The organism is Streptomyces sp. NPDC021562 (assembly GCF_040640875.1).
GTDB lineage: Bacteria > Actinomycetota > Actinomycetes > Streptomycetales > Streptomycetaceae > Streptomyces.
Genome location: NZ_JBFACN010000008.1, coordinates 37,996 through 60,715 on the forward strand (window position 1 = coordinate 37,996; position 22,720 = coordinate 60,715).

Consider the following 22,720-nt stretch of genomic DNA (forward strand, 5'->3'; position numbering starts at 1 on the left):
GCCGGTCGTGTGTGGCTGGTCGCGCAGTTCCCCGCGCCCCTTTGGGGCGCTCGTCAGCCTGCCACCGACACCGTCGGTTCGCCGGATTCCGTGCCCGCCGCCTCCATCTGTTCGGCCAGCTTCATGGCCTCCTCGATGAGGGTCTCCACGATCTTGGACTCCGGGACCGTCTTGATGACCTCGCCCTTGACGAAGATCTGGCCCTTGCCGTTGCCGGAGGCGACTCCGAGGTCCGCCTCGCGGGCCTCGCCGGGGCCGTTGACGACGCAGCCCATGACGGCGACGCGGAGCGGGACCTCCATGCCGGTCAGGCCCGCGGTGACCTCTTCGGCGAGCTTGTAGACGTCGACCTGGGCGCGGCCGCAGGACGGGCAGGAGACGATTTCCAGGCCGCGCTGCCTGAGGTTGAGGGACTCCAGGATCTGGTTGCCGACCTTGACCTCCTCGACCGGCGGCGCGGAGAGGGAGACGCGGATCGTGTCGCCGATGCCCTGGGAGAGCAGGGCACCGAAGGCCACCGCGGACTTGATCGTGCCCTGGAAGGCCGGGCCCGCCTCGGTGACGCCGAGGTGCAGGGGGTACTCGCACTGGGCGGCGAGCTGCCGGTACGCCTCGATCATCACGACCGGGTCGTTGTGCTTGACGGAGATCTTGATGTCCCGGAAGTCGTGCTCCTCGAAGAGCGACGCCTCCCACAGGGCCGACTCCACCAGCGCCTCGGGGGTCGCCTTGCCGTACTTCTGGAGCAGCCGGCGGTCCAGGGAACCGGCGTTGACGCCGATGCGGATCGGGGTGCCGTGGTCCTTGGCGGCCCGCGCGATCTCCTTGACCTTGTCGTCGAACTGCTTGATGTTGCCGGGGTTGACGCGGACGGCGGCGCAGCCGGCCTCGATCGCGGCGAAGACGTACTTCGGCTGGAAGTGGATGTCCGCGATGACCGGGATCTGCGACTTCTTCGCGATCGTCGCGAGGGCGTCGGCGTCGTCCTGGGTGGGGCAGGCGACGCGGACGATCTGGCAGCCGGACGCCGTCAGCTCGGCGATCTGCTGGAGGGTGGCGCCGATGTCGGACGTCCGGGTCGTCGTCATCGACTGGACCGAGACCGGGGCGTCCCCGCCGACCGCCACGGAGCCGACCTGGATCTGCCGGCTCTTCCGGCGCTCGGCGAGCTTGGTCGGAACGGACGGCATGCCGAGAGAAATCGCAGTCATCTGCTGTGCAACCCCAAGTCGTGGATCTAGGTCCAGGTCCCGTCGTGAGCGGGTTCCAGGCTCCGAGATTACGGCACCGGCGCCCGGGCGAGCACATCCCCCACCCGTAAACCCACTCGATGGAAGCGGCCCGGGACACCATGTTCCGGGCCGCCTCGAACGGTGCGTGGCTAGGAGATTTTCACCGGGTTAACCACGTCGGCGATCAGCACGAGGACGGTGAAGCAGACGAAGATCCCGGCCACCACATAGGCCACCGGCATCAGCTTCGCCACGTCGAACGGGCCGGGGTCCGGGCGGCGCAGCACCTTCGCCAGGTTGCGGCGCAGGGACTCCCACAGGGCGCCCGCGATGTGCCCGCCGTCGAGCGGGAGCAGCGGGAGCATGTTGAAGAGGAACAGGGAGAGGTTGAAGCCGGCCACCAGCATCAGGGCCATCGCCAGCTGCTCGGTGGGCGGGATGTCGAGGGTGAAGATCTCGCCGCCGACGCGGGCGGCGCCGACCACGCCCATCGGGGAGTCCGGCTGGCGGGGGGCGCCGTCGAAGGCCGCGTCCCACAGGGCCGGGATCTTGCCGGGCAGGCTCGCGATGGAGTCGACGGCCTCGCCGAGGCGGTCGCCCATCCAGGTCACCGACTCACCGAAGTCCTGGCGGACGATGCCGGTGGCGGCGCTGAAGCCGAGGAAGCCCGCGGTGACGTACTGGCCCTGGACGATCTGGCCGCTGGAGTCCTTCTTGGCGACCTGGTTGGTGGCGATCTTCGCGTGCAGGGTCACGTCCTGCCCCTTGCGCTGGACGACGATCGCGACGTCCTTGCCGGGGGTGGACCGGATCAGGTCGGAAAGCTGGTTCCAGGTGGTGGTCCGGACGCCGTCGAAGGAGAGGATCTTGTCGCCGGCCTTCAGGCCCGCCGCGGCGGCCGGGGAGGCCGCGTCGGTCTTCTTGCAGCTGTCACGGTTCTCGCTCTGCGCGATGACGCACTGGGAGACCGAGCTGACCGTGGTGGTCTGCTGGCTGATGCCGAAGCCCATCAGCACGGTGAGGAACAGCGCCACCGCGAGGACGAGGTTCATGAACGGGCCCGCGAACATCACGATCACGCGCTTCCAGGGCGCGCGCGTGTAGAAGAGGCGGGTCTCGTCGCCGGGCTGGAGTTCCTCGAAGGCCGCCGAGCGGGCGTCCTCGATCATGCTGCGCCAGGGCGAGGTGGAGCGCGCGGTGATGCGGCCGTCGGCGCCGGGCGGGAACATGCCGATCATGCGGATGTAGCCGCCGAGCGGGATGGCCTTGATCCCGTACTCGGTGTCGCCCTTGTGCCGCGACCAGATGGTCGGGCCGAAGCCCACCATGTACTGCGGGACCCGGATGCCGAAGAGCTTGGCGGTGGAGAGGTGCCCCAGCTCGTGCCAGGCGATCGAGACCAGCAGGCCGACCACGAAGACGACTATGCCGAGGATCATCATCAGGGCTGTCATGCACGCGCCTCCGCGGTCGCCGTCAGTGCTGTCAGTTCCTGGGCCCGGGCCCGGGCCCAGGTCTCCGCTTCGAGGACGTCCGGCACGGTGAGCGAAGTTCCCGTACGAGGGGTGCCGTGCTCCTCCACCACCCGGGTGACGGTCTCCATGATCCCGTTGAAGGGCAGCAGACCGCTCCGGAAGGCCTCGACACATTCCTCGTTGGCCGCATTGAACACCGCCGGCGCGGTGCCCGCGAGCTCCCCGACGTGCCGGGCGAGGTTCACCGACGGGAAGGCCTCGTTGTCCAGCGGGAAGAACTCCCAGGTGGAGGCCTTGCTCCAGTCGAAGGCGGGCGCCGCGTCGGGGACCCGTTCGGGCCAGCCGAGACCGATGGCGATCGGCCCCCGCATGTCGGGGGGCGTCGCCTGCGCGATCGTGGATCCGTCCGTGAACTCGACCATCGAGTGGACATACGACTGCGGGTGCACGACCACCTCAATGCGGTCGAAGGGAATGTCGTAGAGGAGGTGCGCCTCGATGACTTCCAGTCCCTTGTTGACCAGGGTCGCGGAGTTGATCGTGATGACCGGGCCCATCGCCCAGGTGGGGTGGGCGAGCGCGTCCTCGACGGTGACGTCGGCGAGTTCGGCCTTGGTGCGGCCGCGGAAGGGGCCGCCGGACGCCGTGACGACCAGCTTGCGGACGTCGGCCCGGGTGCCCGCAGCCAGCGACTGGAAGAGCGCCGCGTGCTCGGAGTCCACCGGGATGATCTGGCCGGGCTTGGCGAGCGCCTTGACCAGCGGGCCGCCGACGATCAGCGACTCCTTGTTGGCGAGTGCGAGGGTGTGGCCCGCCTCCAGGGCGGCGAGGGTCGGCGCGAGGCCGATGGATCCGGTGATGCCGTTGAGGACGGTGTGGCACTCCGCGGAATCGGTCGCGGCGACCTGCGTGGCCGCGTCGGGTCCGGCGAGGATCTCGGGAAGCGGTTCGCCGGGGCCGTAGCGCTCGGTCAGCGCCTCGCGCAGGGCCGGTACGGCGTCCTCGCGGGCGACCGCCACGGTCCGCACCTGCAGTCGGTGCGCCTGTTCGGCGAGGAGGGCGACGCGGCCGCCGTTCGCGGAGAGGGCGGTGACCCGGAAGCGGTCGGGGTTGCGCAGGACGAGGTCGATGGCCTGGGTGCCGATGGATCCGGTGGAGCCGAGGATCACCACGCCCTTCGGGCCGTCACCCACGAGCGGGTCGTACACGAGATGCGGGTCGGCGAGGGGGGCCGGACTGGCGGGACTGTCGGTCATCCCCCCATTGTGGCCGCACCGGGCGGCCCGGCGGACAGCGCATCCCTCGGGCGGGTGCGTCAACGGTTCCCGGCGTCGTATGACGCGAAATTCCTTTTGTGAGATTCAGGTGAAGATCATGTGATAGCACTGCCGTGTCTTCGGATTCGGATCCAGGGGGGATCTCTCCATGCGTACTGCGCACATACGTGCTGCCCTGCCCGCGCTCGCGGGTGCCGCGCTGCTCACCGGCACCCTGCTCAGCACTCCGGCCCAGGCGGCGGGCGGGGTGACCATCTACCACGTCTGGTTCGACAGCCCCGGCAGCGACAACCGCTCCAACGCCAGCCTCAACGCCGAATGGGTGCAGATCAAGAACACCGGCGGTTCGGCCGTCTCCCTCAAGGGGTGGATCCTGAAGGACGCCTCCAACCACCGCTACGTCTTCAAGGACGTCAGGATCGGCGCCCACAAGACGATGAAGGTGCACACCGGCCGGGGCACGGACACCGCGTCGGACAAGTTCCAGAACCGCCGCGCCTACGTGTGGAACAACACGAGCGACACGGCGACGCTGACCAGGGCGAGTGGCGCCAAGGTCGACTCCTGCTCCTGGACGACGCGGGATCCGAGCGACAAATACTGCTGAACCGCTACTTCAGCGGGCGGCGGACGTTCTCCCGCGCGGACGGCCCGGGGGTCGCGTCGGCGATCCACGGGCCCTCGCCCGACGGGTCGACGATCCCCTGCTCCAGCCACTCGTAGGAACCGCCGAGCACGCCCTTGACCACCTTGCGGTCCAGGTCGTCGGTGTTCGACCACAGGCGGGTGAACAGTTCGTCGACGCGGATGCGGGCCTGCCGGCAGAACGCGTCGGCGAGCTGGTAGGCCTCGCGCCCGTGCTCGCCCTCGCGGCGCAGCCGCTCGGCGCGGACGCAGGCGGCGCTCATCGCGAACAGTTCGGCGCCGATGTCCACGATCCGGCCCAGGAAGCCCTGCTTGGTCTCCATCCGGCCCTGCCAGCGGGACATGGCGTAGAAGGTGGACCGGGCCAGCTTGCGGGCGTGCCGCTCCACGTAGCGCAGGTGCGGCGAGAGGTCGATGCCGTGCTTGAAGTCGCCGTAGGACGTGGGGAGCTGACCCGGCCCCGCGACCAGTTTCGGCAGCCACCTGGCGTAGAAGACGCCCGCGTTCGCGCCTGCCCTCGCCTTGTCCTGGAGGGACTTGTCGGGGTCGATGAGGTCGCCCGCGACCGACAGGTGGGCGTCCACCGCCTCCCGCGCGATCAGCAGGTGCATGATCTCGGTGGAGCCCTCGAAGATGCGGTTGATGCGCAGGTCGCGCAGCATCTGCTCGGCGGGGACGGCCCGTTCGCCGCGCGCCCTGAGGGACTCGGCCGTCTCGAAGCCGCGGCCGCCGCGGACCTGCACCAGCTCGTCCGCCATCAGGCAGCCCATCTCGGAGCCGTAGAGCTTGGCGAGGGCGGCCTCGATGCGGATGTCGTTGCGGTCCTCGTCGGCCATCTGCGAGGACAGGTCGACGACCGCCTCCAGGGCGAAGGTGGTCGCAGCGATGAAGCTGATCTTGGAGCCGACCGCCTCGTGCAGCGCCACCGGCTTGCCCCACTGCTCGCGGACTCCCGACCACTCCCGGGCGATCTTCAGGCACCACTTGCCGGCGCCCACGCACATCGCGGGGAGGGACAGCCGCCCGGTGTTGAGGGTGGTGAGGGCGATCTTGAGACCGGCGCCCTCGGGGCCGATGCGGTTGGCGGCCGGGACCCGGACCTGGTGGAAGCGGGTGACGCCGTTCTCCAGGCCGCGCAGGCCCATGAAGGCGTTGCGGTTCTCGACGGTGATGCCCTCGGAGTCGGCCTCGACCACGAAGGCCGTGATGCCGCCCTTGCCGTTCTCGGACTTCGGCACCCGGGCCATGACGACGAGCAGGTCGGCGACGACGCCGTTGGTGGTCCAGAGCTTCACGCCGTCGAGGACGTAGTCGTCGCCGTCCCGTACGGCGGTGGTGGCGAGGCGGGCCGGGTCGGAGCCGACGTCCGGCTCGGTGAGCAGGAACGCCGAGATGTCGGTGCGGGCGCAGCGCGGCAGGAACGCGTCCTTCTGCTCCTGGGTGCCGAAGATCTTCAGCGGCTGCGGCACGCCGATCGACTGGTGGGCGGAGAGCAGCGCGCCGACCGCCGGGTTCGCGGAGCCGGCCAGGGCGAGGGCCCTGTTGTAGTACACCTGGGTGAGGCCGAGACCGCCGTACTTGGGGTCGATCTTCATGCCGAGGGCGCCGAGCTCCTTGAGGCCGGCGATCACCTCGTCGGGGATGCGCGCCTCGCGCTCGATGAGCGCGGAGTCGATCCTCGTCTCGCAGAACTCGCGCAGCCGGGCGAGGAACTCCTCGCCGCGGCGCACGTCCTCGTCCGCCGGCAGCGGATGGGGGTGGATGAGGTCGAGCCGGAAGCGCCCGAGGAACAGTTCCTTGGCGAAGCTGGGCTTGCGCCAGTGCTGTTCGCGGGCGGCCTCCGCCACCTGGCGGGCCTCCCGCTCGGAGACGGTGGGTTTCTTGGTGGTGGGGGCGGACATTGAGGCTCACCTCGCCACGAAAGGGGACGTTGAGGACCGTTCGTTACCGACCAGTGCTACTGGATCGTTGGTACCCCAAACGGGCCGCACCCACCAGTCCTCGCGGTCCGATCGGGGCACCCCGTCGCCCCCGGTGTTGCGTCGAGGGGCCCTCGCGGGGGACGGTTCGGCGAGAACACGGCACCCCATCGCTATCGAAGCGCTTCGACAAGCTATGGACACCCACCCGCACTGGGGCTACTGTCGAACCACCCTCACTCGCCCTTGTCAGCAATGCGCACTGTCGAAGCGCTTCACAAAGCTTGGAGAGCTGGATGGTCACCCTCGCCGAGGTCGCCCAGCACGCCGGAGTCTCGGCGAGCACGGTGAGCTATGTCCTCAGCGGCAAGCGGTCCATCTCCGCCACCACCCGGCAGCGGGTCGAGCAGAGCATCCGGGAACTGGGCTACCACCCGAACGCCGGTGCCCGCGCCCTGGCCAGCAGCCGGTCGAACATCATCGCGCTGATGATCCCGCTGCGGACGGACATGTACGTGCCGGTGATGATGGAGATCGCGATCGCGGTGGCCACCACCGCCCGCCTGCACGGCTACGACGTCCTGCTGCTCACCGGCGAGGAGGGTCCGGACGCGGTGCGCCGGGTCACCGGCAGCGGACTGGCGGACGCCATGATCCTGATGGACGTCGAGCTGGAGGACGAGCGGCTGCCGCTGCTCAGGGGGAGCGACCAGCCCTCCGTGCTCATCGGCCTGCCCGCCTCCACCTCCGGCCTGACCTGCGTCGATCTCGACTTCGGGGCCACCGGGGCGCTCTGCGTGGAACACCTCGCCAAGCTCGGCCACCGCGACATCGCTGTCATCGGCGAGGCCCCGGCGGTCTACGAACGGCACACCGGCTTCGCCGAGCGGACCCTGGACGGCCTGCGGTCCCGGGCGCGGGAGCTGGGCCTCGGGGTGCTGCACCGGCCGTGCGAGGGCGGCTACGACGCGATGGCCGCCACGCTGGCCCGGGTCTTCGACGAGCGTCCGGGCACCACGGGGTTCGTCGTGCAGAACGAGTCCGCGGTGGAACCCCTGCTCGCCCTGTTGCGCCAGCAGGGCCGGGCGGTGCCCGAGGACGTGTCGGTGGTCGCGATCTGTCCGGAGCAGGTCGCCGTCCAGGCCTCGGTACGGCTCACCTCGGTCGCCATCCCCGCCCAGGAGATGGGCCGCCATGCCGTGGAGCACCTGGTCGCCAAGCTGGACGGCCGGGGCAGTGACGACGTCGTGCTGATCGCACCCGAGTTGACGGTGAGGGCGAGCACGGGGCCGGCGCCGGCCGGCTCCTGAGCCGTTCGCAGCGTTTCGTTCGCAGCGTTTCGTTCGCAGTGCCCCGACGCGCCGGGGCACCCTCTGTCTGCACTCCTCCAGGAGGACTTGACGTGAACCAGCCTGCCGACATCCAGTTCGCGGACCAGCCGCCCAAGGTGAGTCTCGCGCAGTCCTCCCCCACCGTCGGCACGTTCCGTGAGCGGGACGGCGGCCTGGAGTGGAGCGGGCGCCAGGAGACGCTGCGGATCGAGCCGTGGGGGCCGGACGCGGTCCGGGTGCGCGCCCGGCTCGGCGGCCCGGTCCTCGACGGCCTGCCGGGCGCCCTGCTCGACGAGCGGCCGCCGGCCGCGTCGACCGTCAGGATCACCGACGGCGAGGGGCGGTTGACGGTCGGGAGCCTGACCGTCGAGGTGTCCGCCGAGGGCCTGGTCCGCTTCCTGCGCACCGACGGCCTCTCGGAGGTGCTGGCCGAGGAACGCGCGCACTTCTGGTGGCCCGGTTCCCGCCTCTACACGGCCGTCGGCAACGGCTACCACCGGCTGGAACAGCGGTTCGCCGCCTACGAGGGCGAGAAGCTGTTCGGCCTGGGCCAGCACCAGCACGGGCGCCTCGACCAGAAGGGCCTGGTGCTCGACCTGGTCCAGCGCAACGCCGAGGTCTGCGTCCCGGTCCTGGTCTCCAGCCGCGGCTACACCCTGCTGTGGAACAACCCGGCGATCGGCCGGGTCGAGCTGGCGGGCAACGGCACCCGCTGGGTGGCCGACTCGGCCCGCCAGCTCGACTACTGGATCACCGTGGGCGAACCGGCCGACGGGCAGCGCACCTACAGCGCGGTGACCGGCCGTTCGCCGATGCTGCCGGAGTGGGCGGCGGGTTTCTGGCAGTGCAAGCTGCGCTACCGCACCCAGGACGAACTCCTCGCCGTGGCCCGCGAGTACAAGCGCCGTGGTCTGCCCGTCTCGGCGATCGTCTGCGACTTCTTCCACTGGACGCATCTGGGCGAGTGGAAGTTCGACCCGAAGGAGTGGCCGGACCCGACCGCGATGGTCCGGGAACTGGACGAGCTGGGCATCAAGCTGGTGGTGAGCGTCTGGCCGTCGGTGTCACCGCTGAGCGAGAACCACGCCGTCATGGAGCAGCGCGGCTACTTCATCGGCACCCAGTACGGCCCGACGGCGCACGCGGACTGGCCGGACAAGGAGGTGGCGTCGACCGTCCAGGTGGCCTTCTACGACGCCACCAACCCGGACGCCCGCGCGTTCGTGTGGTCGAAGGTCAAGGAGAACTACCTCGACCCGTACGGCATCACGGCCTTCTGGCTGGACGCCTGCGAGCCGGAGCTGAAGCCCGGCTTCCAGGAGAACCTGCGTTACTGGACCGGCCCGGGCCTGGAGGTCGGCAACAGCTACCCGGCCGAGAACTCCCGCACCTTCTACGAGGGCCTGCGGGCACAGGGCGAGGAGGTGGTCACCCTCAACCGGTCGGCCTGGGCGGGCAGCCAGCGCTACGGCGCCGCCGTCTGGTCGGGTGACATCGGCACCGACTTCGCGACCCTGCGCCGCCAGATCGCGGCCGGCCTCAACACCGGGCTGTCCGGCATCCCCTGGTGGAACACGGACATCGGCGGCTTCCACGGGGGCGATCCGGACGACCCGGCGTACCGCGAGGTGATGGTCCGCTGGTTCCAGTTCGGCGCGCTGTCCCCGCTGATGCGGCTGCACGGCTTCCGTGACCCGGGCATGCCGCTCGGCCCCGACATGACCGGCGGCCCGAACGAGGTGTGGTCGTACGGCGAGGAGGCCGGCGCGATCCTGGAGAAGTACCTGCGGCTGCGCGAGCGCCTGAAGCCGTACGTGCTCCGGGTCATGCGGGAGGCCCATGAGGAGGGTCTGCCGGTGCTGCGGCCGCTGTTCCTGGAGTTCCCACGGGACCAGACCGCCTGGACGGTCGACGACGCGTACCTGTTCGGCCCGGACCTCCTGGTGGCGCCGGTGCTGACCGCGGGCGCCACGGCCCGCACCGCGTACCTGCCGGCGGGCGCCCGCTGGACGGACGCCTGGACGGGCGCCTCGTACGAGGGCGGTGCGGCGGTGACGGTGGACGCTCCACTTGACCGCATCCCGCTGTTCCTGCGGGACGGCGCGCGGCTGCCGGTGACGGAGGAGGCGTAGCCCGGCCGGATGACGACGCCGCCTGTCACCGGCCGGTAAATGTCTCAAGTCGGGTGTGTGCGGGGCCAGTTGGCGGGGGTAGGCAGTATCCCCTCCACTGTCCCCCACGAAGGGTTCCGTCCCCGTGCCCATGGACCCGCTCCCTCTGACGCTCGCCAACCTGTTCCTGAGGCCCGGCTTCCGCGGCCGCCGCGCTCCGGACCGGGCCTTCGACCGGCTGCTCGACGCGGCCGGACCCACCGAGGGCGACGAGCCGTTCAACGAGGACTTCCGTCACCTGCTGCGATGGTGGGCGGACGCCGAGCACCTCACCCCGGTCGGCTGGCTGTCCGCACGCGGACACGTCGGCCGGCACCTCGCCAACCGGGCGCGTGTCCGCCGGCTGCTCGCCGCGCATCCCGCGATCGAGCAGGAGCCCGTCACGGCACCGGTGTTCGTGGTGGGTCTGCCCCGCACCGCCACCACGCTCACGCACGGCGTGCTGTCCCTCGCCGCGGACCACCGCTGCCCGCTGCTCTGGGAGCTGCTCGCCCCCGACCTGGAACGCACGCCGGCGGAACAGGAGAAGGCGATCGCGGCGGCCCGTCGCCTCGTGGACGGGATCAACCTCTTCGCGCCGCGTTTCCGGCACATCCACGCCCTGCGTCCCGAAGGCCCGGAAGAGTGCACCTTCGCCCTGCCGCACACGGTGATGCCGCTGTCCCAGGCCGTGATCCCCGGATACCTGCCCTGGCACGAGGCCCGTGACTTCGAGGCGGACTACCGCTACCTCAAGCAGATCTACCAGGTGCTCCAGTACGGCCGTCCGCGCCGCCGCTGGGTGCTGAAGTCGCCGCTGCACCTGGAGAACCTGGACGCGCTGCGCGCGGTCTTCCCGGACGCCACGATCGTGTGGACGCACCGCGATCCGGCCACCGCCGTGGCCTCGTTCTGCAGCCTGGTCGAGCACGGGATGGCGGTGAACACCCGCCCCGTCGACCTGCACTGGATCGGCGCCACCTGGCTGAGGCTGCTGGCCCGCTCGGCGTCCCGCGGCCTGGCCGCCCGGGCGGCCGTCCCCCGCGAGTTGCTCGTCGACGTGCCGTACTCCTGGCTGGGCGCCGACCCGGCCGCGGGCGCCCCCAAGCTCTACGCGGCCGTCGGCGCCCGCTGGACCGAGGCCGACGCGGCCCGCCTGCCGGCCGTCGCGGCCCGCCCGAAGGGCACCCGGGTGCACGCGTACGACCTGGCCCGCTACGGCCTGACCCGAGCCGACGTCGACGCGGCCTTCGCCGACTACAACGCGCTGCGCGCCGAGGTCGACCGGGCCTGACCGCGAGGAGGCCGGCCCCGCATCGCGCGCGGGGCCGGCCGGTCACTCAACTGCTGGTGACACTCTCGCTGTTGACGGTGAAGTTCAGACCGCCGGAAGAGGACGTGATCTCGAAGCCGAACTGGAAGTCCCCGATGGTGACGTTCCCGAACCAGCCCTTGGTGTCCTTGATCCATTTCAGGATCGGCAGGACGTCGACGGTGCCGGAGCTGGAGTTGGACGTGCGGACGAACGAGAAGACGTCGTTGGAGCCGTTGTTGCCCTTGTAGACGGTCCAGGTGTGGCCGCCCAGGGTGACGGTGCCCTGCGAGGTGCCCAGCGGACCGACGGCTCCGGTCTTGTTCATCCAGAGCATGATCTCGTACTTGTGGCTGGTGTCCCAGATGTCGTAGGCGGTCTCGTACGCGCCGGACGACGGGACCGTGACGTTGTAGCCGCTGGAGAGTGCACCGAGCGAGGTGACCGACTTGTTGATCACCTTGGTGGCGTTCGGGTAGGACTTGATACCGCCGGTGTTGGGGTGGTCGGCCCAGACGCCCCAGTTGGTGCCGGAGTTGGCCCAGATGCACTGGCTGCCGGCGCCGGAGCCCCAGATGTCGTTGTAGAGGGTGTAGCCGTTCAGCGTGGTGCTGCCCCACTGGTCGCAGGAGCTCCAGACGGCGGCCGAGGCGGGGGCGGAGGCCAGGCCGACGGTGGCACCGAGGGCGAGCGCGGGGGCGATCAGGGCCTTGGCGACCCTGCGGTACGTGCGTGTTGCCGTACTTGCTGCCATGGTGTCCCTTCCATGGGTGGGGGGAATTGCGGGGGTCACCACGTCCCCAGGGTGAGGACGTGGTCTTCTCCGGCCACGAGGTCGAGCGGCTGTGCGCCGGAGGAAGTCCACAGGTCGACACGGACCGTCCGGGACGGTTTCAGGACGGCTCGCGCCCCGTCGGGCGCCCAGGAGAGGTCGAGTTCGGCTCCGAAACGGGTGCGGACGCCGTGGAGCCGGCCGGTGCTCAGGGCGCCCGGCGGCGCGGGGAGAAGGACCAGACGGTCCGGGGTGGACTGGACGAGGGCTTCGACGAGCACGGCGGGGAGGGTGTGCGCGGCGTCGGCGTTGTAGACGTCGCGGTGCGGGTAGTGGGCGCTCATCAGGGAGGCGTGGAAGAAGTCCCCGTCCAGGACCTGGCCGAGGGCGGCGGCGACCCGTGCGCCGTCGCGGAGCCGGGCGGCGATGAGCGCGTGGTGGAGGTGGCCGTGCGCGGAGTCGTTCTCGGCGCCCCGCAGTTCGAGGGCCCGGTGGGCGGCGGCCGCGAGGTCCGGGGTGTCGTACGGCGTGATCTCGTCCAGGGGCCAGACGCCGTAGAGGTGGCTGAGGTGGCGGTGGTCGTAGGTGTCGTCGAGGCCGGGCCACGCCCACTCGGCGAGCGCCCCGTCGGCGTTGATCCGGTGCGGGGGCAGCCGGTCGGCGAGGGCGCGCCAGCGGTCGGCGTCGGGACCCGGGTGGTAGTCGGCCGCCGTCCGCAGGGCGTGCCGGGCGGCGGACAGGTCCATCGCCGCGTTGACCGCTCCCCAGCTGCCGTTCGCCGGCCGGTTCTCGGGCGAGTAGGAGGGGACGATCACCAGGTGGCCGTCGGCGTCGGTCCGGCTGAGGAAGTCCTCGTAGAACGCGGCGACCTCGGCGAGGGCGTCCGCCGTGCGCGGATCGCGCTCGCCGCGGATCTCGTCGTGGTCGACGAGCGGCTTCAGCAGCCAGTCGGCGCCGGCCGTCCACAGGTGCAGCGGGTACTCCCGGTCGAAGTGGTACGACAGTCCGGACTCGCCGTCGCTGTGGGCGGGCGCCACCACGCCCCGGGCGCCGAACACCGCGCGCGCGTTCTCCCGCCAGTCGCCGAGCTGCCGCTGGACCAGGGCGGCGCACGCCTCGGTGACTTCGGGCAGGGCGGCGGCCGCGGCCGAGGCCGTCTGGAGGTTGACGTTGGCGTCGTTGGTGAAGGCGCCGGACCAGGCGGTGTCCCAGTCCCCGGTCCACAGGCCGGTCAGGCGGGGTGGGTTGAGGCCGGCGGCGGAGAGCAGGTGGTAGCGGCCGGCCGCGAACAGCCGCTCCAGGAGCGCGGCACTGTGCGGCCGGTCGAGCAGCCCGGTCCCGGGCAGCGCGCGTTCGGCCGGGTCGGCGGCCAGGTCCAGCACGACCCGGCGGTAGGCGGAGCGGTGCAGGGCGAGGTGGCGGGCGAGCAGGGAGTCGTACGGCCGTTCGTCGGCGAGGAGGTCGCCGAGTGCGCGTGCCTCGGCGGTCACGTCGAGTTCGCCGGTGTGGCGGTGGACCCGGGTGAGGAGGAGGACGGAGTCGGCTCCGGTCACGCGGAGGGCGGGCGGGGCCAGTTCGGTGGTGCCGCCGGTGACGGCGACGAGGGTGACGCCGGTGTAGGCGCGGTCGCTGCCCGGGTAGCGGGCGCGGAGGCTGAGCAGGGCGCCCTCGGGGGTGCGCAGTGCGCCGTGGCCGATGCCCAGGTCGTGCGGGGCGCCGGGGAGCCGGTGGTCGAGGGCGATGTCGAGGGCGAGACCGGTGGTACCGGTGACCTGCTGCACGATCACGTCGTCCGCGCGGGAGACGAAGACCCTGCTGGTCCAGTCGGCGGCGGTGGCGGTGACCTCGCCGGTGGTGAAGTCGACGGAGCGGCGGTAGCCGTCGGTCCGGCCCTGCGGCCTGCGCAGCCGGACCTGGAAGGCGGGGTGGAAGGGCTGCACCCACTGGAGCGGACGGCCGTCGGTGAAACGCTCGGCGGCGTCCGACTCGCCGGCGAGCAGCCTGTCCTGGACGTCGGCGAGTTCGGCCGCCAGGCGGGGCGGGCGGGCGTGTTCGCCGCCGTTCGGGCGGACCAGGGTGTGCTGGGTGACGATGACACGGTCGTCGTACGGGTCGCCGAACACCAGGACGCCGTGCCGGCCGTTGCCGCTCAGGAAGGCGTCTTCCCAGCGGGCGGCCGGGGCGGGCTCCCAGGTGCCGTGGACGGGGCCGGTGGCGGTCACGGCGCGAGCACCGCCACTCCGTAGCGGTCGAGCACGATCTCGTCCGTGACGCTCGTGCCGGTCAGCAGATCTCGGTGTGTTCCCATGACCGGCACCTTTACCTGATCACGCCCGTGATTCAAAAGGAACAGCAGATCGCCCCGGCGGACCGCCTCGACGCCGGTCGGCAGCCCTTCCAGCACCGGGGCGACGCCGGCCCCGGCGGCGATCTCGCGGAGCAGTGCCCGCAGCGCCGCCGGCTCCGGCAGCGTGGAGAGGTACCAGGCGCGCCCGTTGCGCAGCACGGCCGGCAGCCCGTCGAGTTCCCCGCCGACGTAGGGCACCGTCTGCGCGACACCGGGCGCGGCCTCGATCTCCTCCGACCACAGGGTTCCCCGGAACCCCTGGCAGGCTACGGTCTCCCCCGCGTCCAGCGGCCACCACTCGTGCAGGGTGCGGATGCCGAACAGCTCCCGCAGCCGGCCGTCCATGCCGCCCGGGCGGATCCGGTCGTCCTCGTCCGCGACGCCGGTCAGGAAGCCGCTGACGAGGGTGCCGCCGGCGCGGACGTAGGCCAGGAGGTTGTCGATGGCGGCGTCGGTCAGCAGGTAGAGCTGCGGGACGACCACCAGCCGGTAGGCGGACAGGTCGTGTTCCGGGTGGGCGAAGTCGGTGGTGAGACCGGACTCCCACAGCGCCCGGTGCCAGGCGCCCAGGACGTCGGGAAGGTCGACCTCGGTGGAGAGCCGCCCTTCGTGGGCGCCGGCCCACCAGGAGTGCCAGTCGTGGAGGATCGCGACACCGGCGTCGATGCGGCCGCCCGTCACCCGCTCGCCGATCACGGCCAGTTCGGAGCCGAGCCGTTTGACCTCCTGGTAGGTGCGGCCCTCCTCCCCCGCGTGGCTGACCATCCCGGAGTGGAACTTCTCGGCGCCCTGCCTCGACTGCCGCCACTGGAAGTAGCAGACGGCGTCCGCGCCGCGGGCCACGGCCTGGAAGGACCACAGGCGGTTGAGGCCGCGCGGCTTGGGGTGGTTCACCCCGCGCCAGTTGACCGGCCCGGCGGCCTGCTCCATGAGCATCCAGGGGCCGCGCGCCTGGGAGCGGGCGAGGTCCTGGACGAGCGCGCCGTGCTGTGGGCCGAGGGGGTCCCGCGGATCGGGGTAGAGGTCGACGGAGACGACGTCCTCCTCGCCGGCCCAGCGCCAGGCGTCCTGGCCGATCCACAGCGGCATGAAGTTGGTGGTCACCGGGATGTGCGGGGTGTACCGGGCGACGATGTCCCGCTCGGCCGTGAAGCACTCCAGGAGCATGTCGGAGGTGAAGCGGCGGAAGTCCAGCACCTGGGCGGGGTTCTTCATGTAATGCGTGTGGCGCGCGGGCAGGATGCCGTCCCAGGTGTCGTAGCCCTGGCTCCAGAACGCGGTCCCCCAGGCGGAGTTGAGGGCTTCGAGGGTGCCGTAGCGGTCGCGCAGCCAGCGCCGGAAGGCGGCGGCGGCCTCGTCGCCGTGGTCGACGGTGCAGTACTCGTTGTTGATGTGCCACATCGTGAGGGCGGGGTGGCCGCCGTAGCGGGCGGCGAGGTCCTCGGTGATGGCGGCGGCGTGGCGGCGGTAGGTGGCGCTGGAGTGCGAGAAGTGCTGGCGGCCGCCCCACCACTCGGTACGTCCTTCGGCGTCGCGGGGCAGCGTGTCGGGGTGCAGCCGCCCCAGCCACGGCGGCGGGGCGGAGGTCGGGGTGGCCAGGACGACCCCGATGCCGTTCTCGTGCATCAGGTCCATCAGCCGGTCCAGCCAGCCGAAGTCGCGCTCCCCCGGACGGGGTTCGAGGCGGGCCCAGGAGAAGACCCCCATGGTGACGGAGTTGACGCCGGCGGCCTTCATCAGCCGGACGTCCTCGTGCCAGGTCTCCTCGGGCCACTGCTCGGGGTTGTAGTCGCCGCCGAAGAGGATGCGGCCGCGGGTGGCGTCGGAGAGCCCCGGCATCAGCGGGGCTCCCCGTACTGGATGCCGCGTCCGTTGGTGGCCAGGTAGACCCGGCCGTACACGCGCGGGTCGCCGGTGACGGCCTGCCCGGTCCAGCCCCACTGGTGCCGGTCGTCGTTGATCCGGGTCCAGGTGGCCGCCTCGTCGTCGGAGCGGTGGACGGCGATACCGGACCCGGTGGAGCCGACCAGGTAGATCGCCGGGTAGCCGGCGCCGGGCGCCGCCTTGCCGAAGCCGAGGGTGTACGCGGCCGGGCAGCTCGCGACCGCGGCGAAGGTGACGCCCCCGTCGGTGGACCGGTACAGGCCGTTCGTCTTCCCGCTCAGCCACAGGTCGCCGCTCCGGCCGGGCGCGGCGACCAGCTGGAACTGGCTGTCCCCAGCGGGCAGCCCGGTCGCACGCACCGTGAACGTCCGGCCACTGTCAGTGCTGGCTTGTAGCGTTCCCGTGTCGGTGTCGTACGCGTAGAAGAGCGTCGGGTCGGCCGGGTCGGCGACCGGCGTGGCGCCCTTCGGGAAGGAGGAGACCTCGGTCCAGGTGGTGCCGTTGTCGTCCGACCGGTGGGCGGGGTACCTGGTCCCGTCCCAGTGCACGAAGGACCACAGCAGCACGCTGCCGTCGGCGTTGGTGGCGATCGGCCCCGGTGCGTCGTGGGCGACGGAGGGCTGGGCGGCGAAGGGCGCCCACGTCCGGCCCCCGTCGTTCGAGTACGCGCCGTTGCCGTGGTCGCCCCAGCCGGTGCGGACCACGTACGCCGGCCTGCCCGCGGCCTGCGCGAGCCCCGTCGCCGACCCGAACACGGGGTTCGTGGCCGTGCCGCGGGACGGGGACGCGGTGAGCCGGTCGTGGTACAGGACGCCGATGTCCCCCGAGCCGCTCAGCAGGTGCGCCTCCCCGACCGGGGGCGACACCAGCCGGAGCACCGACGTCTCCTCCAGGCCCCGGACGCGCGGGGCCCAGTGGACGAGGTCGCGGGTGGCGTAGAGGGTGGCACCGGTGCCGTAGACGACGTGTTTCGAGTCGTACGGGTCGACGGCGACGGCCTGGATCCACCAGCCGAACTTGGGCCGGTCGCCGCCGAACGTGAGGAAGGGGGTCTCGGACACGTCGAGGACGGCGGAGTCCTTGAGGGACGTCCAGGTGCGGCCGCCGTCGGTGGTCCGGTAGAGGGTGTCGACGGCCGTCCACCGGTTGTTGGTGGAGACGACGACGGTGCCGGGCCTGCGGGCGTCGACGGCGACGCCGCCGTAGCCGAAGGTGTCGCCGCCGCCGGGCCGGACCGGGGTGACCTCGGTCCATTCGTCCCGGCTCGTGGCGAGCTTGTGCACACTGCCGTTCGCCTGCCCGTTGGGACCGGGGGCGTCGGCGTACGTCACGTACAGCTCACGGGCGTGGCGGTCGTAGGCGGCGCGCACCGGGATCCTGGCGGCGGTGCCGGTGGGCTGCCCGGGCACGGCTTCCCAGCCGGTGCCGTCGGCGGTGCGGTACAGGGTGACGGCGGTGGCGCCGTCGTCGCCGTCGCCCCAGCCGGCGTACACCGTACGGCCGGCCGCGACGAGCAGGGTGACGCCCTGGCCGGAGGCGGCGGGGGCGGGCGGGAAGCCGGTGACCGCCGACCAGGTGGCGCCCCGGTCGGTCGATCTGAGCAGCCCGTCGTGCCGGGTGCCCAGCCACAGCGTGTCGCTGTCCCGCGGGTCGACCAGGAGTCGCTCGCCCGTGCCCCGGCCGTCCTCGTTGGCGCCGAGCTTGACGGTGAGGTCGGTACGGGTCCAGGTGGCGCCGCGGTCGTCCGAGCGCAGGACGGCGCCGTTGCCCGCCCAGGACTGGGAGTACGTCCCGCACGCGAGGTAGAGCCGGTCCGGGTGGGCGGGGTCCACGGCGAGGGCCTCGACCCCGAGGAGGTTCCAGTCGTCCCAGCCCAGGTGGTCGGTGAGCGGCGTCCAGCGGGCGTGGCGGGCGTCCCAGCGGTAGGCGCCGCCGATGTCGGTACGGGCGTAGGCGAGGCCGGGGACGGTGGGGTGGAAGAGGACACCGGTGATGAATCCGGTGCCGCCGATGACGACGTTGCGCCAGCGGTACGCCTCCGGCTCGGGCTCGGCCGCGTGGGCGGTGGGGATCGGGAGGGCGGTGAGAGCGGCGGTCGCTGCGGTGCCGACGAGGACAGTTCTGCGGCTCAGGGTGGGCATGGGGGGACCTTCGGTGACGTGGGTGGGTTGGTGGTCCGGGGTGCGGTCGGGGTACCGGCGCTTCACTCACCGGCGCGGGCGGGGCACCGCTGCGCCCACCCGTGCCGCCTGGGGGTCCCCCCAGGCCTTTCGGGCTCTGGGGGAGGCACGACTGCCCGCAGCCTGTAGGACACGGATGGACAGCGCGCCCCTCAGGGGCGCTGGGGGTACCCCCGGCCGAAGGCTGGGGGAGGAACTGCGCGACCGGCCAGGAATCACCCGCAGTCGCCGACGCTCCCCGCACCCCTCCCGGAAGGCGCCGTCGGAGCTACCCCTTCACCGCCCCGGTGAGCATCCCCTTCTTGAAGTGCTTCTGGACGAACGGCGACAGGACCGCCACCGGCAGCAGCGCCATCACCATCACCGCCATCTGCACCGACAGGTACGACAGCTGGCCCGTCTTGATCGCCTGCCCCAGCCCCACCGGGGCCTGCTGCTTCTGGACCAGCTGGATCATGACGTTCTGCAGCGGCATCATGTCCTGGTCGTTGAGGTAGAGGGACGCGTTGAACCAGGCGCTCCAGTACCCCACCGCGTAGAACAGGGTGATCACGGCCAGCACCGCCCGGGACAGGGGCATGACGATCTGCCACAGGATCCGGAAGTCCCCGGCGCCGTCGATGCGGGCGCTGTCGATGAGTTCCTGCGAGATCCCCATGAAGAACCCGCGCAGGACGAGGATGTTGAAGACGCTCACCGCGCTCGGCAGGATCAGGGCGAGGTAGGTGTCGGTCAGGCCCAGGGACTGGACCAGGAGGTACGTCGGGATCAGGCCCGCGCTGAAGAACATGGTCGCGAGCAGCAGCATCAGGAACCAGCGGTGCCCGAGGGAGCCGATGCGCGAGAGGCCGTAGGCGCACAGCACCGACACGGTCATCGAGAACAGCGTGCCGACGACGGTGATCAGGACGCTGATGACCGCGGCCCGGGTGACCTGGCCGCCGCTCAGCAGTTCCCGGTAGGCGACGAAGGTGATGCTCCTGGGCACCATCACCAGTCCGCCGGCCTCGTCGATCGTCTTGCGCGAGGAGAGGCTGGTGACCACGATGATCCACAGCGGGAAGAGGACACCGAGGCAGGCGAGGGTGAGGACGAGTCCCTTGCCGGCCACACCGGCCTTGCTGGGCTCCTCCTCCCAGACCGGCCGGGGCGGCGCGGCCCACCGGGAGGGTTCCCGTACGGGCGGCTTGTCGATGACGGCGGTCACTTCTTGTACACCCCCTGCTCGCCCATGAGATGGGCCACCTTGTTCGCGACGAGGACGAGGCCGAGGCTGACCACGCCCTTGATGAGGCCGGCGGCGGCCGCGTAGCCGAAGTCCTGGTTGCGGACGCCGTTCCACCAGACGAAGGTGTCGAGGACCTCCGCGGCTCCCGGTCCGACCGCGTCCCGCTGCAGCAGGATCTGTTCGAAGCCGACGGTCAGCGCGTCACCGACGCGCAGCACCAGCAGCAGCGCGATCACCGGGCGCAGCGCGGGGAGCGTGACGTGCCAGATGCGGCGCCAGCGGCCCGCGCCGTCCATCGCGGCGGCCTCGTACAGGTCGGGGCTGACCGAGGCCAGCGCGGCGAGGAAGACGATGATCCCCCAGCCGGCGTCCTTCCAGATGCTCTCCGCCGTGACGAGGAACTTGAAGGTCGACGGGTCGGTCATGAGGGTGAGGCCGTCGTATCCGTGTCGCCGCAGCAGCTGCGAGAGCACGCCCGCGCCGCCGAAGATCTGCTGGAAGACGGAGATGACCAGCACCCAGGAGAAGAAGTGCGGGAGGTAGAGGATCGCCTGGGAGAGCGCCCGGAGCCGGGGCCGGACCACGCTGTTGATGAGCAGCGCGAGGGCGATCGGGACCGGGAAGAACAGCACGAGTTGCAGGAAGAACAGCACCAGGGTGTTCTTCACCGCGTTCCAGAACGCCGAGTCCGCGAAGATCTGCTGGAAGTTCTCCACGCCCACCCAGGCGCTGTGCAGCATGGAGACGATGCCGTTGTCGCTGACGTACGGGTCGTAGTCCTGGAAGGCGACGATGTTGCCGAGGATGGGCAGGTAGTTGAAGACCAGGAGGAGCAGGACCGCCGGCAGCGTCATCAGGATCAGCGTCCGGTCGCGTCTGAATCTGAGGCGCAGGCTCGGTTTCCCGGCCTTCTCCTTCTCGCCGGCTGCGGTGGTGCCGTCGGACGCCACCGGGGTCCTCCCCGCCCTGTCGTGTGCCTCGGCTCTGCTGCGAGGCACCGTGCTGTGGGACACGGCCGTTCTCCTTGCCTCGGTGTCCGGTCAGCTCGCCGAGGAGCCGTTGTCGTCGAGCAGCTTCTGGTACCAGTCGCGCAGCTTGTCGCCGCCCTTGCTCCGCCAGTCGGAGACGGCCTGCTGCATGTCGCTGATCTTCTTGCGGCCGCGCGTGATGTCGTCTTCCAGCTGCTCGAAGTCGTTGCCGAGGTTGGTGTAGCGGGACGGCTCGGTGATCATCTGGCCGTAGAAGCTGGACTTCTTGGTGAAGGCGCCCATCCGCTGCTGCCATTCGACCTGGGCCTTGGCGACCTCGGGGAAGTCGGGGTGGGCGATGGTGGCGGCGGGGCTGGCGACCATGACGTAGGCGTTGAGGACCTCGTTGTTGCCCTGGGTGGTCTTGGTGGGTACGCCGTTCTTGACGGTGTAGTCGGTGCCCTCGGGGCCGTAGTTGGTGAGCATGTACTCCTTGGTGCCGTACGGCGCGGCGGTGACGTTGGCGACGGCCAGCACGTCGCGGATCACGGACTCCGAGGCGTTCTTGTTGACGAAGGCGAAGATGCCGGCGGGCTGTTCGGCCCACAGCTGCGGGTGGCCGCCGTCGTGACCGAAGATGTCCATGCCCCAGATCTTGAACTCGGGGTTCTGGGTGGCCTGTTCCGCGGTGCGGCCCCACCACTGGCTGATGTTGTTGGGGTAGATCAGGAACTCGCCGGCCGCGAACTTCGGGCCCGGGTCGGGGGCGTTCTTGCCCAGCATCGCGTCGGGGTGCACGACCCCGGCGGCGAAGAGCTTGCGGGCCCATTCCAGCGCTTCGAGGTATTCCTGGGTCTCGATGCGGTTGACCAGCTTGCCGTCGACGAGGTTCCAGCCGAGCGGTTTCTCGCTGCCGGAGAGCACGCCGAAGGACTGGAAGGCGGTCCACTTCATGTCCAGGCACGCCCAGCGCTTGGCCTTGGCGCTGGTGATCTCCTTGGCGAGGGAGAGGAACTCGTCCGCCGAACGCGGGACGGCGTACCCCTTCTTGTCGAAGATGTCCTTGCGGTAGAGGGGCACGATGCCGGTGACGTACGGCGAGGGCTGCGGCAGGCCGCGCAGTTTTCCGCCGAAGATGCAGCGCCGCCAGGCGTCGGTCGGGATGGCGGCCAGGTTCGGGTAGTCCTTGACCTTGTCGCCCGACAGGTACGGGCCGAGATCGGCGAACTTGCTGATGATGGCGGTGGGGATCTTGCCGCCCATGTTCCAGCCCGGGACCACCACGACGTCCGGTACGTCGCTGGAGGCGAGGACCGCGCCCAGCTTCTGGTCGTAGGTGTTGCCGTCCTGGTTCTGCCACTGGACGTCGACGCCGATCAGGTCGTTCATCGCCCGGTAGTAGGCGTTGTCCTGCTTCGGCGGGGAGCCCCAGAACGGGGACATGACGGTGACCTTGCCGCCCTTGCCGAGCTTCTTCGGGACGGAGGTCTTCAGGGTCGCCAGGTCGAGTTTGGCGGTGAAACCGATCGCGGAGCCGTTCTTCGCAGGGATGTCCGGGGTCACCACGTTGTTGGCGACGTAGGACGGCAGCAGCTTCTTCGCGTCCCTGCCCGAGGAGGAGCCCCCTCCCGACCCGCTGTCCGACGCCCCGCACGCCGCGAGCAACGGCATCCCGCCCGCCACCGCTGCGGTGGCGACGGCCGTGGAGGCGAGGAAACTTCTCCGGCTCGGCCCGGAGGGGGCGGAAGCGGCGTTCGGCGTCATTGCGTCAACCCTTCGTGGCGCACCAGGACACCCGGCGGTGGCCGTCGGCTGCGGTGTCTCGAGTGGAACTGGCTGAGCAGAAGCGGTGCTCCGACCGCTCCCCAGCCCCGGTCAGGGGATCGCTGGGCGGACTCGCCAGTCGAAGCGCTTCGATGTTGCTGCGAGGTTAAGTGAACACCGGGGGGTGCACAAGGGTCGCTTCCAAGATTCCTCCGTACCGCCGGGAGTGACCTCTT

General features: G+C 70.9%; 15 protein-coding genes. 4 read left to right on the forward strand and 11 right to left on the reverse strand.

The features are described from left to right. Nucleotides 1–53: 53 nt before the first annotated feature. From ispG to dxr, 3 genes are all read right to left on the reverse strand, one after another. Nucleotides 54–1,211: a flavodoxin-dependent (E)-4-hydroxy-3-methylbut-2-enyl-diphosphate synthase gene (ispG, locus tag AB0G52_RS14280; protein ID WP_361336579.1), complete on the reverse strand. Its 1,158-nt coding sequence runs from the start codon at nt 1,209–1,211 to the stop codon at nt 54–56. A gap of 170 nt (nt 1,212–1,381) precedes the next feature. After that, nucleotides 1,382–2,674: a site-2 protease family protein gene (locus AB0G52_RS14285; RefSeq protein WP_207921768.1), complete on the reverse strand. Its 1,293-nt coding sequence runs from the start codon at nt 2,672–2,674 to the stop codon at nt 1,382–1,384. 8 nt (nt 2,675–2,682) lie between these two features. Next, complete coding sequence (gene dxr, locus AB0G52_RS14290) at nt 2,683–3,963, reverse strand: 1-deoxy-D-xylulose-5-phosphate reductoisomerase (protein WP_361336581.1); 1,281 nt, start codon at nt 3,961–3,963, stop codon at nt 2,683–2,685. 169 nt (nt 3,964–4,132) lie between these two features. On the opposite strand from dxr, the gene AB0G52_RS14295 reads away from it, so the two are divergent. Next, entirely contained in the window at nt 4,133–4,591 is a 459-nt protein-coding gene (locus AB0G52_RS14295; protein WP_132889883.1) for a lamin tail domain-containing protein, read from the forward strand. Between the two features lie 4 nt (nt 4,592–4,595). Here the strand turns inward: AB0G52_RS14295 and AB0G52_RS14300 are convergent, their stop codons facing one another. Continuing rightward, nucleotides 4,596–6,530 (reverse strand): acyl-CoA dehydrogenase family protein, encoded by a 1,935-nt coding sequence (locus tag AB0G52_RS14300; protein ID WP_361336584.1) that lies wholly within the window; start codon nt 6,528–6,530, stop codon nt 4,596–4,598. 314 nt (nt 6,531–6,844) lie between these two features. On the opposite strand from AB0G52_RS14300, the gene AB0G52_RS14305 reads away from it, so the two are divergent. From AB0G52_RS14305 to AB0G52_RS14315, 3 genes are all read left to right on the forward strand, one after another. Beyond that, nucleotides 6,845–7,858, forward strand: a complete 1,014-nt coding sequence (locus AB0G52_RS14305) for a LacI family DNA-binding transcriptional regulator (protein ID WP_132889881.1) — start codon at nt 6,845–6,847, stop codon at nt 7,856–7,858. A 92-nt stretch (nt 7,859–7,950) separates the two neighbouring features. After that, the gene (locus tag AB0G52_RS14310) at nt 7,951–10,011 is read left to right on the forward strand and encodes a glycoside hydrolase family 31 protein (RefSeq protein ID WP_361336586.1); all 2,061 of its coding nucleotides are present in this window, start codon (nt 7,951–7,953) and stop codon (nt 10,009–10,011) included. Nucleotides 10,012–10,135: 124 nt separating this feature from the next. Beyond that, nucleotides 10,136–11,323, forward strand: coding sequence for a sulfotransferase (locus AB0G52_RS14315; protein ID WP_361336588.1), 1,188 nt, complete (start codon nt 10,136–10,138; stop codon nt 11,321–11,323). Between the two features lie 46 nt (nt 11,324–11,369). On the opposite strand, the gene AB0G52_RS14320 is transcribed toward AB0G52_RS14315, so the two are convergent. The 7 genes from AB0G52_RS14320 to AB0G52_RS14350 all read right to left on the reverse strand — a co-directional run bounded on the left by AB0G52_RS14320 (nt 11,370) and on the right by AB0G52_RS14350 (nt 22,484). Further along, a complete protein-coding gene (locus AB0G52_RS14320; RefSeq protein WP_132889878.1) occupies nt 11,370–12,095 on the reverse strand; it encodes a hypothetical protein in 726 nt (241 codons plus the stop codon). Nucleotides 12,096–12,130: 35 nt separating this feature from the next. Continuing rightward, complete coding sequence (locus AB0G52_RS14325; RefSeq protein WP_132889877.1) at nt 12,131–14,335, reverse strand: glycoside hydrolase N-terminal domain-containing protein; 2,205 nt, start codon at nt 14,333–14,335, stop codon at nt 12,131–12,133. Further along, nucleotides 14,332–16,299: a beta-galactosidase gene (locus tag AB0G52_RS14330; RefSeq protein ID WP_361336591.1), complete on the reverse strand. Its 1,968-nt coding sequence runs from the start codon at nt 16,297–16,299 to the stop codon at nt 14,332–14,334. Before AB0G52_RS14330 ends, AB0G52_RS14325 begins: the two co-directional genes overlap by 4 nt. Further along, nucleotides 16,299–18,485: a sialidase family protein gene (locus tag AB0G52_RS14335; RefSeq protein WP_361336593.1), complete on the reverse strand. Its 2,187-nt coding sequence runs from the start codon at nt 18,483–18,485 to the stop codon at nt 16,299–16,301. The genes AB0G52_RS14330 and AB0G52_RS14335 overlap by 1 nt, the downstream gene beginning before the upstream one ends. 307 nt (nt 18,486–18,792) lie before the next feature. Next, nucleotides 18,793–19,731 (reverse strand): carbohydrate ABC transporter permease, encoded by a 939-nt coding sequence (locus AB0G52_RS14340; RefSeq protein ID WP_132889874.1) that lies wholly within the window; start codon nt 19,729–19,731, stop codon nt 18,793–18,795. Next, the gene (locus AB0G52_RS14345; RefSeq protein WP_132889873.1) at nt 19,728–20,765 is read right to left on the reverse strand and encodes an ABC transporter permease subunit; all 1,038 of its coding nucleotides are present in this window, start codon (nt 20,763–20,765) and stop codon (nt 19,728–19,730) included. Before AB0G52_RS14345 ends, AB0G52_RS14340 begins: the two co-directional genes overlap by 4 nt. Nucleotides 20,766–20,792: 27 nt before the next feature. Continuing rightward, nucleotides 20,793–22,484, reverse strand: a complete 1,692-nt coding sequence (locus AB0G52_RS14350) for an extracellular solute-binding protein (RefSeq protein WP_132889872.1) — start codon at nt 22,482–22,484, stop codon at nt 20,793–20,795. Nucleotides 22,485–22,720: the final 236 nt, after the last annotated feature.

Excerpts from the sequence above, each read along its gene's own strand:
- ispG (WP_361336579.1), bottom strand. The coding sequence starts at position 1,211 with ATGACTGCGATTTCTCTCGGCATGCCGTCCGTTCCGACCAAGCTCGCC.
- AB0G52_RS14285 (WP_207921768.1), bottom strand. The coding sequence starts at position 2,674 with ATGATGATCCTCGGCATAGTCGTCTTCGTGGTCGGCCTGCTGGTCTCG.
- dxr (WP_361336581.1), bottom strand. The coding sequence starts at position 3,963 with ATGACCGACAGTCCCGCCAGTCCGGCCCCCCTCGCCGACCCGCATCTC.
- AB0G52_RS14295 (WP_132889883.1), top strand. The coding sequence starts at position 4,133 with ATGCGTACTGCGCACATACGTGCTGCCCTGCCCGCGCTCGCGGGTGCC.
- AB0G52_RS14300 (WP_361336584.1), bottom strand. The coding sequence starts at position 6,530 with ATGTCCGCCCCCACCACCAAGAAACCCACCGTCTCCGAGCGGGAGGCC.
- AB0G52_RS14305 (WP_132889881.1), top strand. The coding sequence starts at position 6,845 with ATGGTCACCCTCGCCGAGGTCGCCCAGCACGCCGGAGTCTCGGCGAGC.
- AB0G52_RS14320 (WP_132889878.1), bottom strand. The coding sequence starts at position 12,095 with ATGGCAGCAAGTACGGCAACACGCACGTACCGCAGGGTCGCCAAGGCC.
- AB0G52_RS14330 (WP_361336591.1), bottom strand. The coding sequence starts at position 16,299 with ATGCCGGGGCTCTCCGACGCCACCCGCGGCCGCATCCTCTTCGGCGGC.
- AB0G52_RS14335 (WP_361336593.1), bottom strand. The coding sequence starts at position 18,485 with ATGCCCACCCTGAGCCGCAGAACTGTCCTCGTCGGCACCGCAGCGACC.
- AB0G52_RS14350 (WP_132889872.1), bottom strand. The coding sequence starts at position 22,484 with ATGACGCCGAACGCCGCTTCCGCCCCCTCCGGGCCGAGCCGGAGAAGT.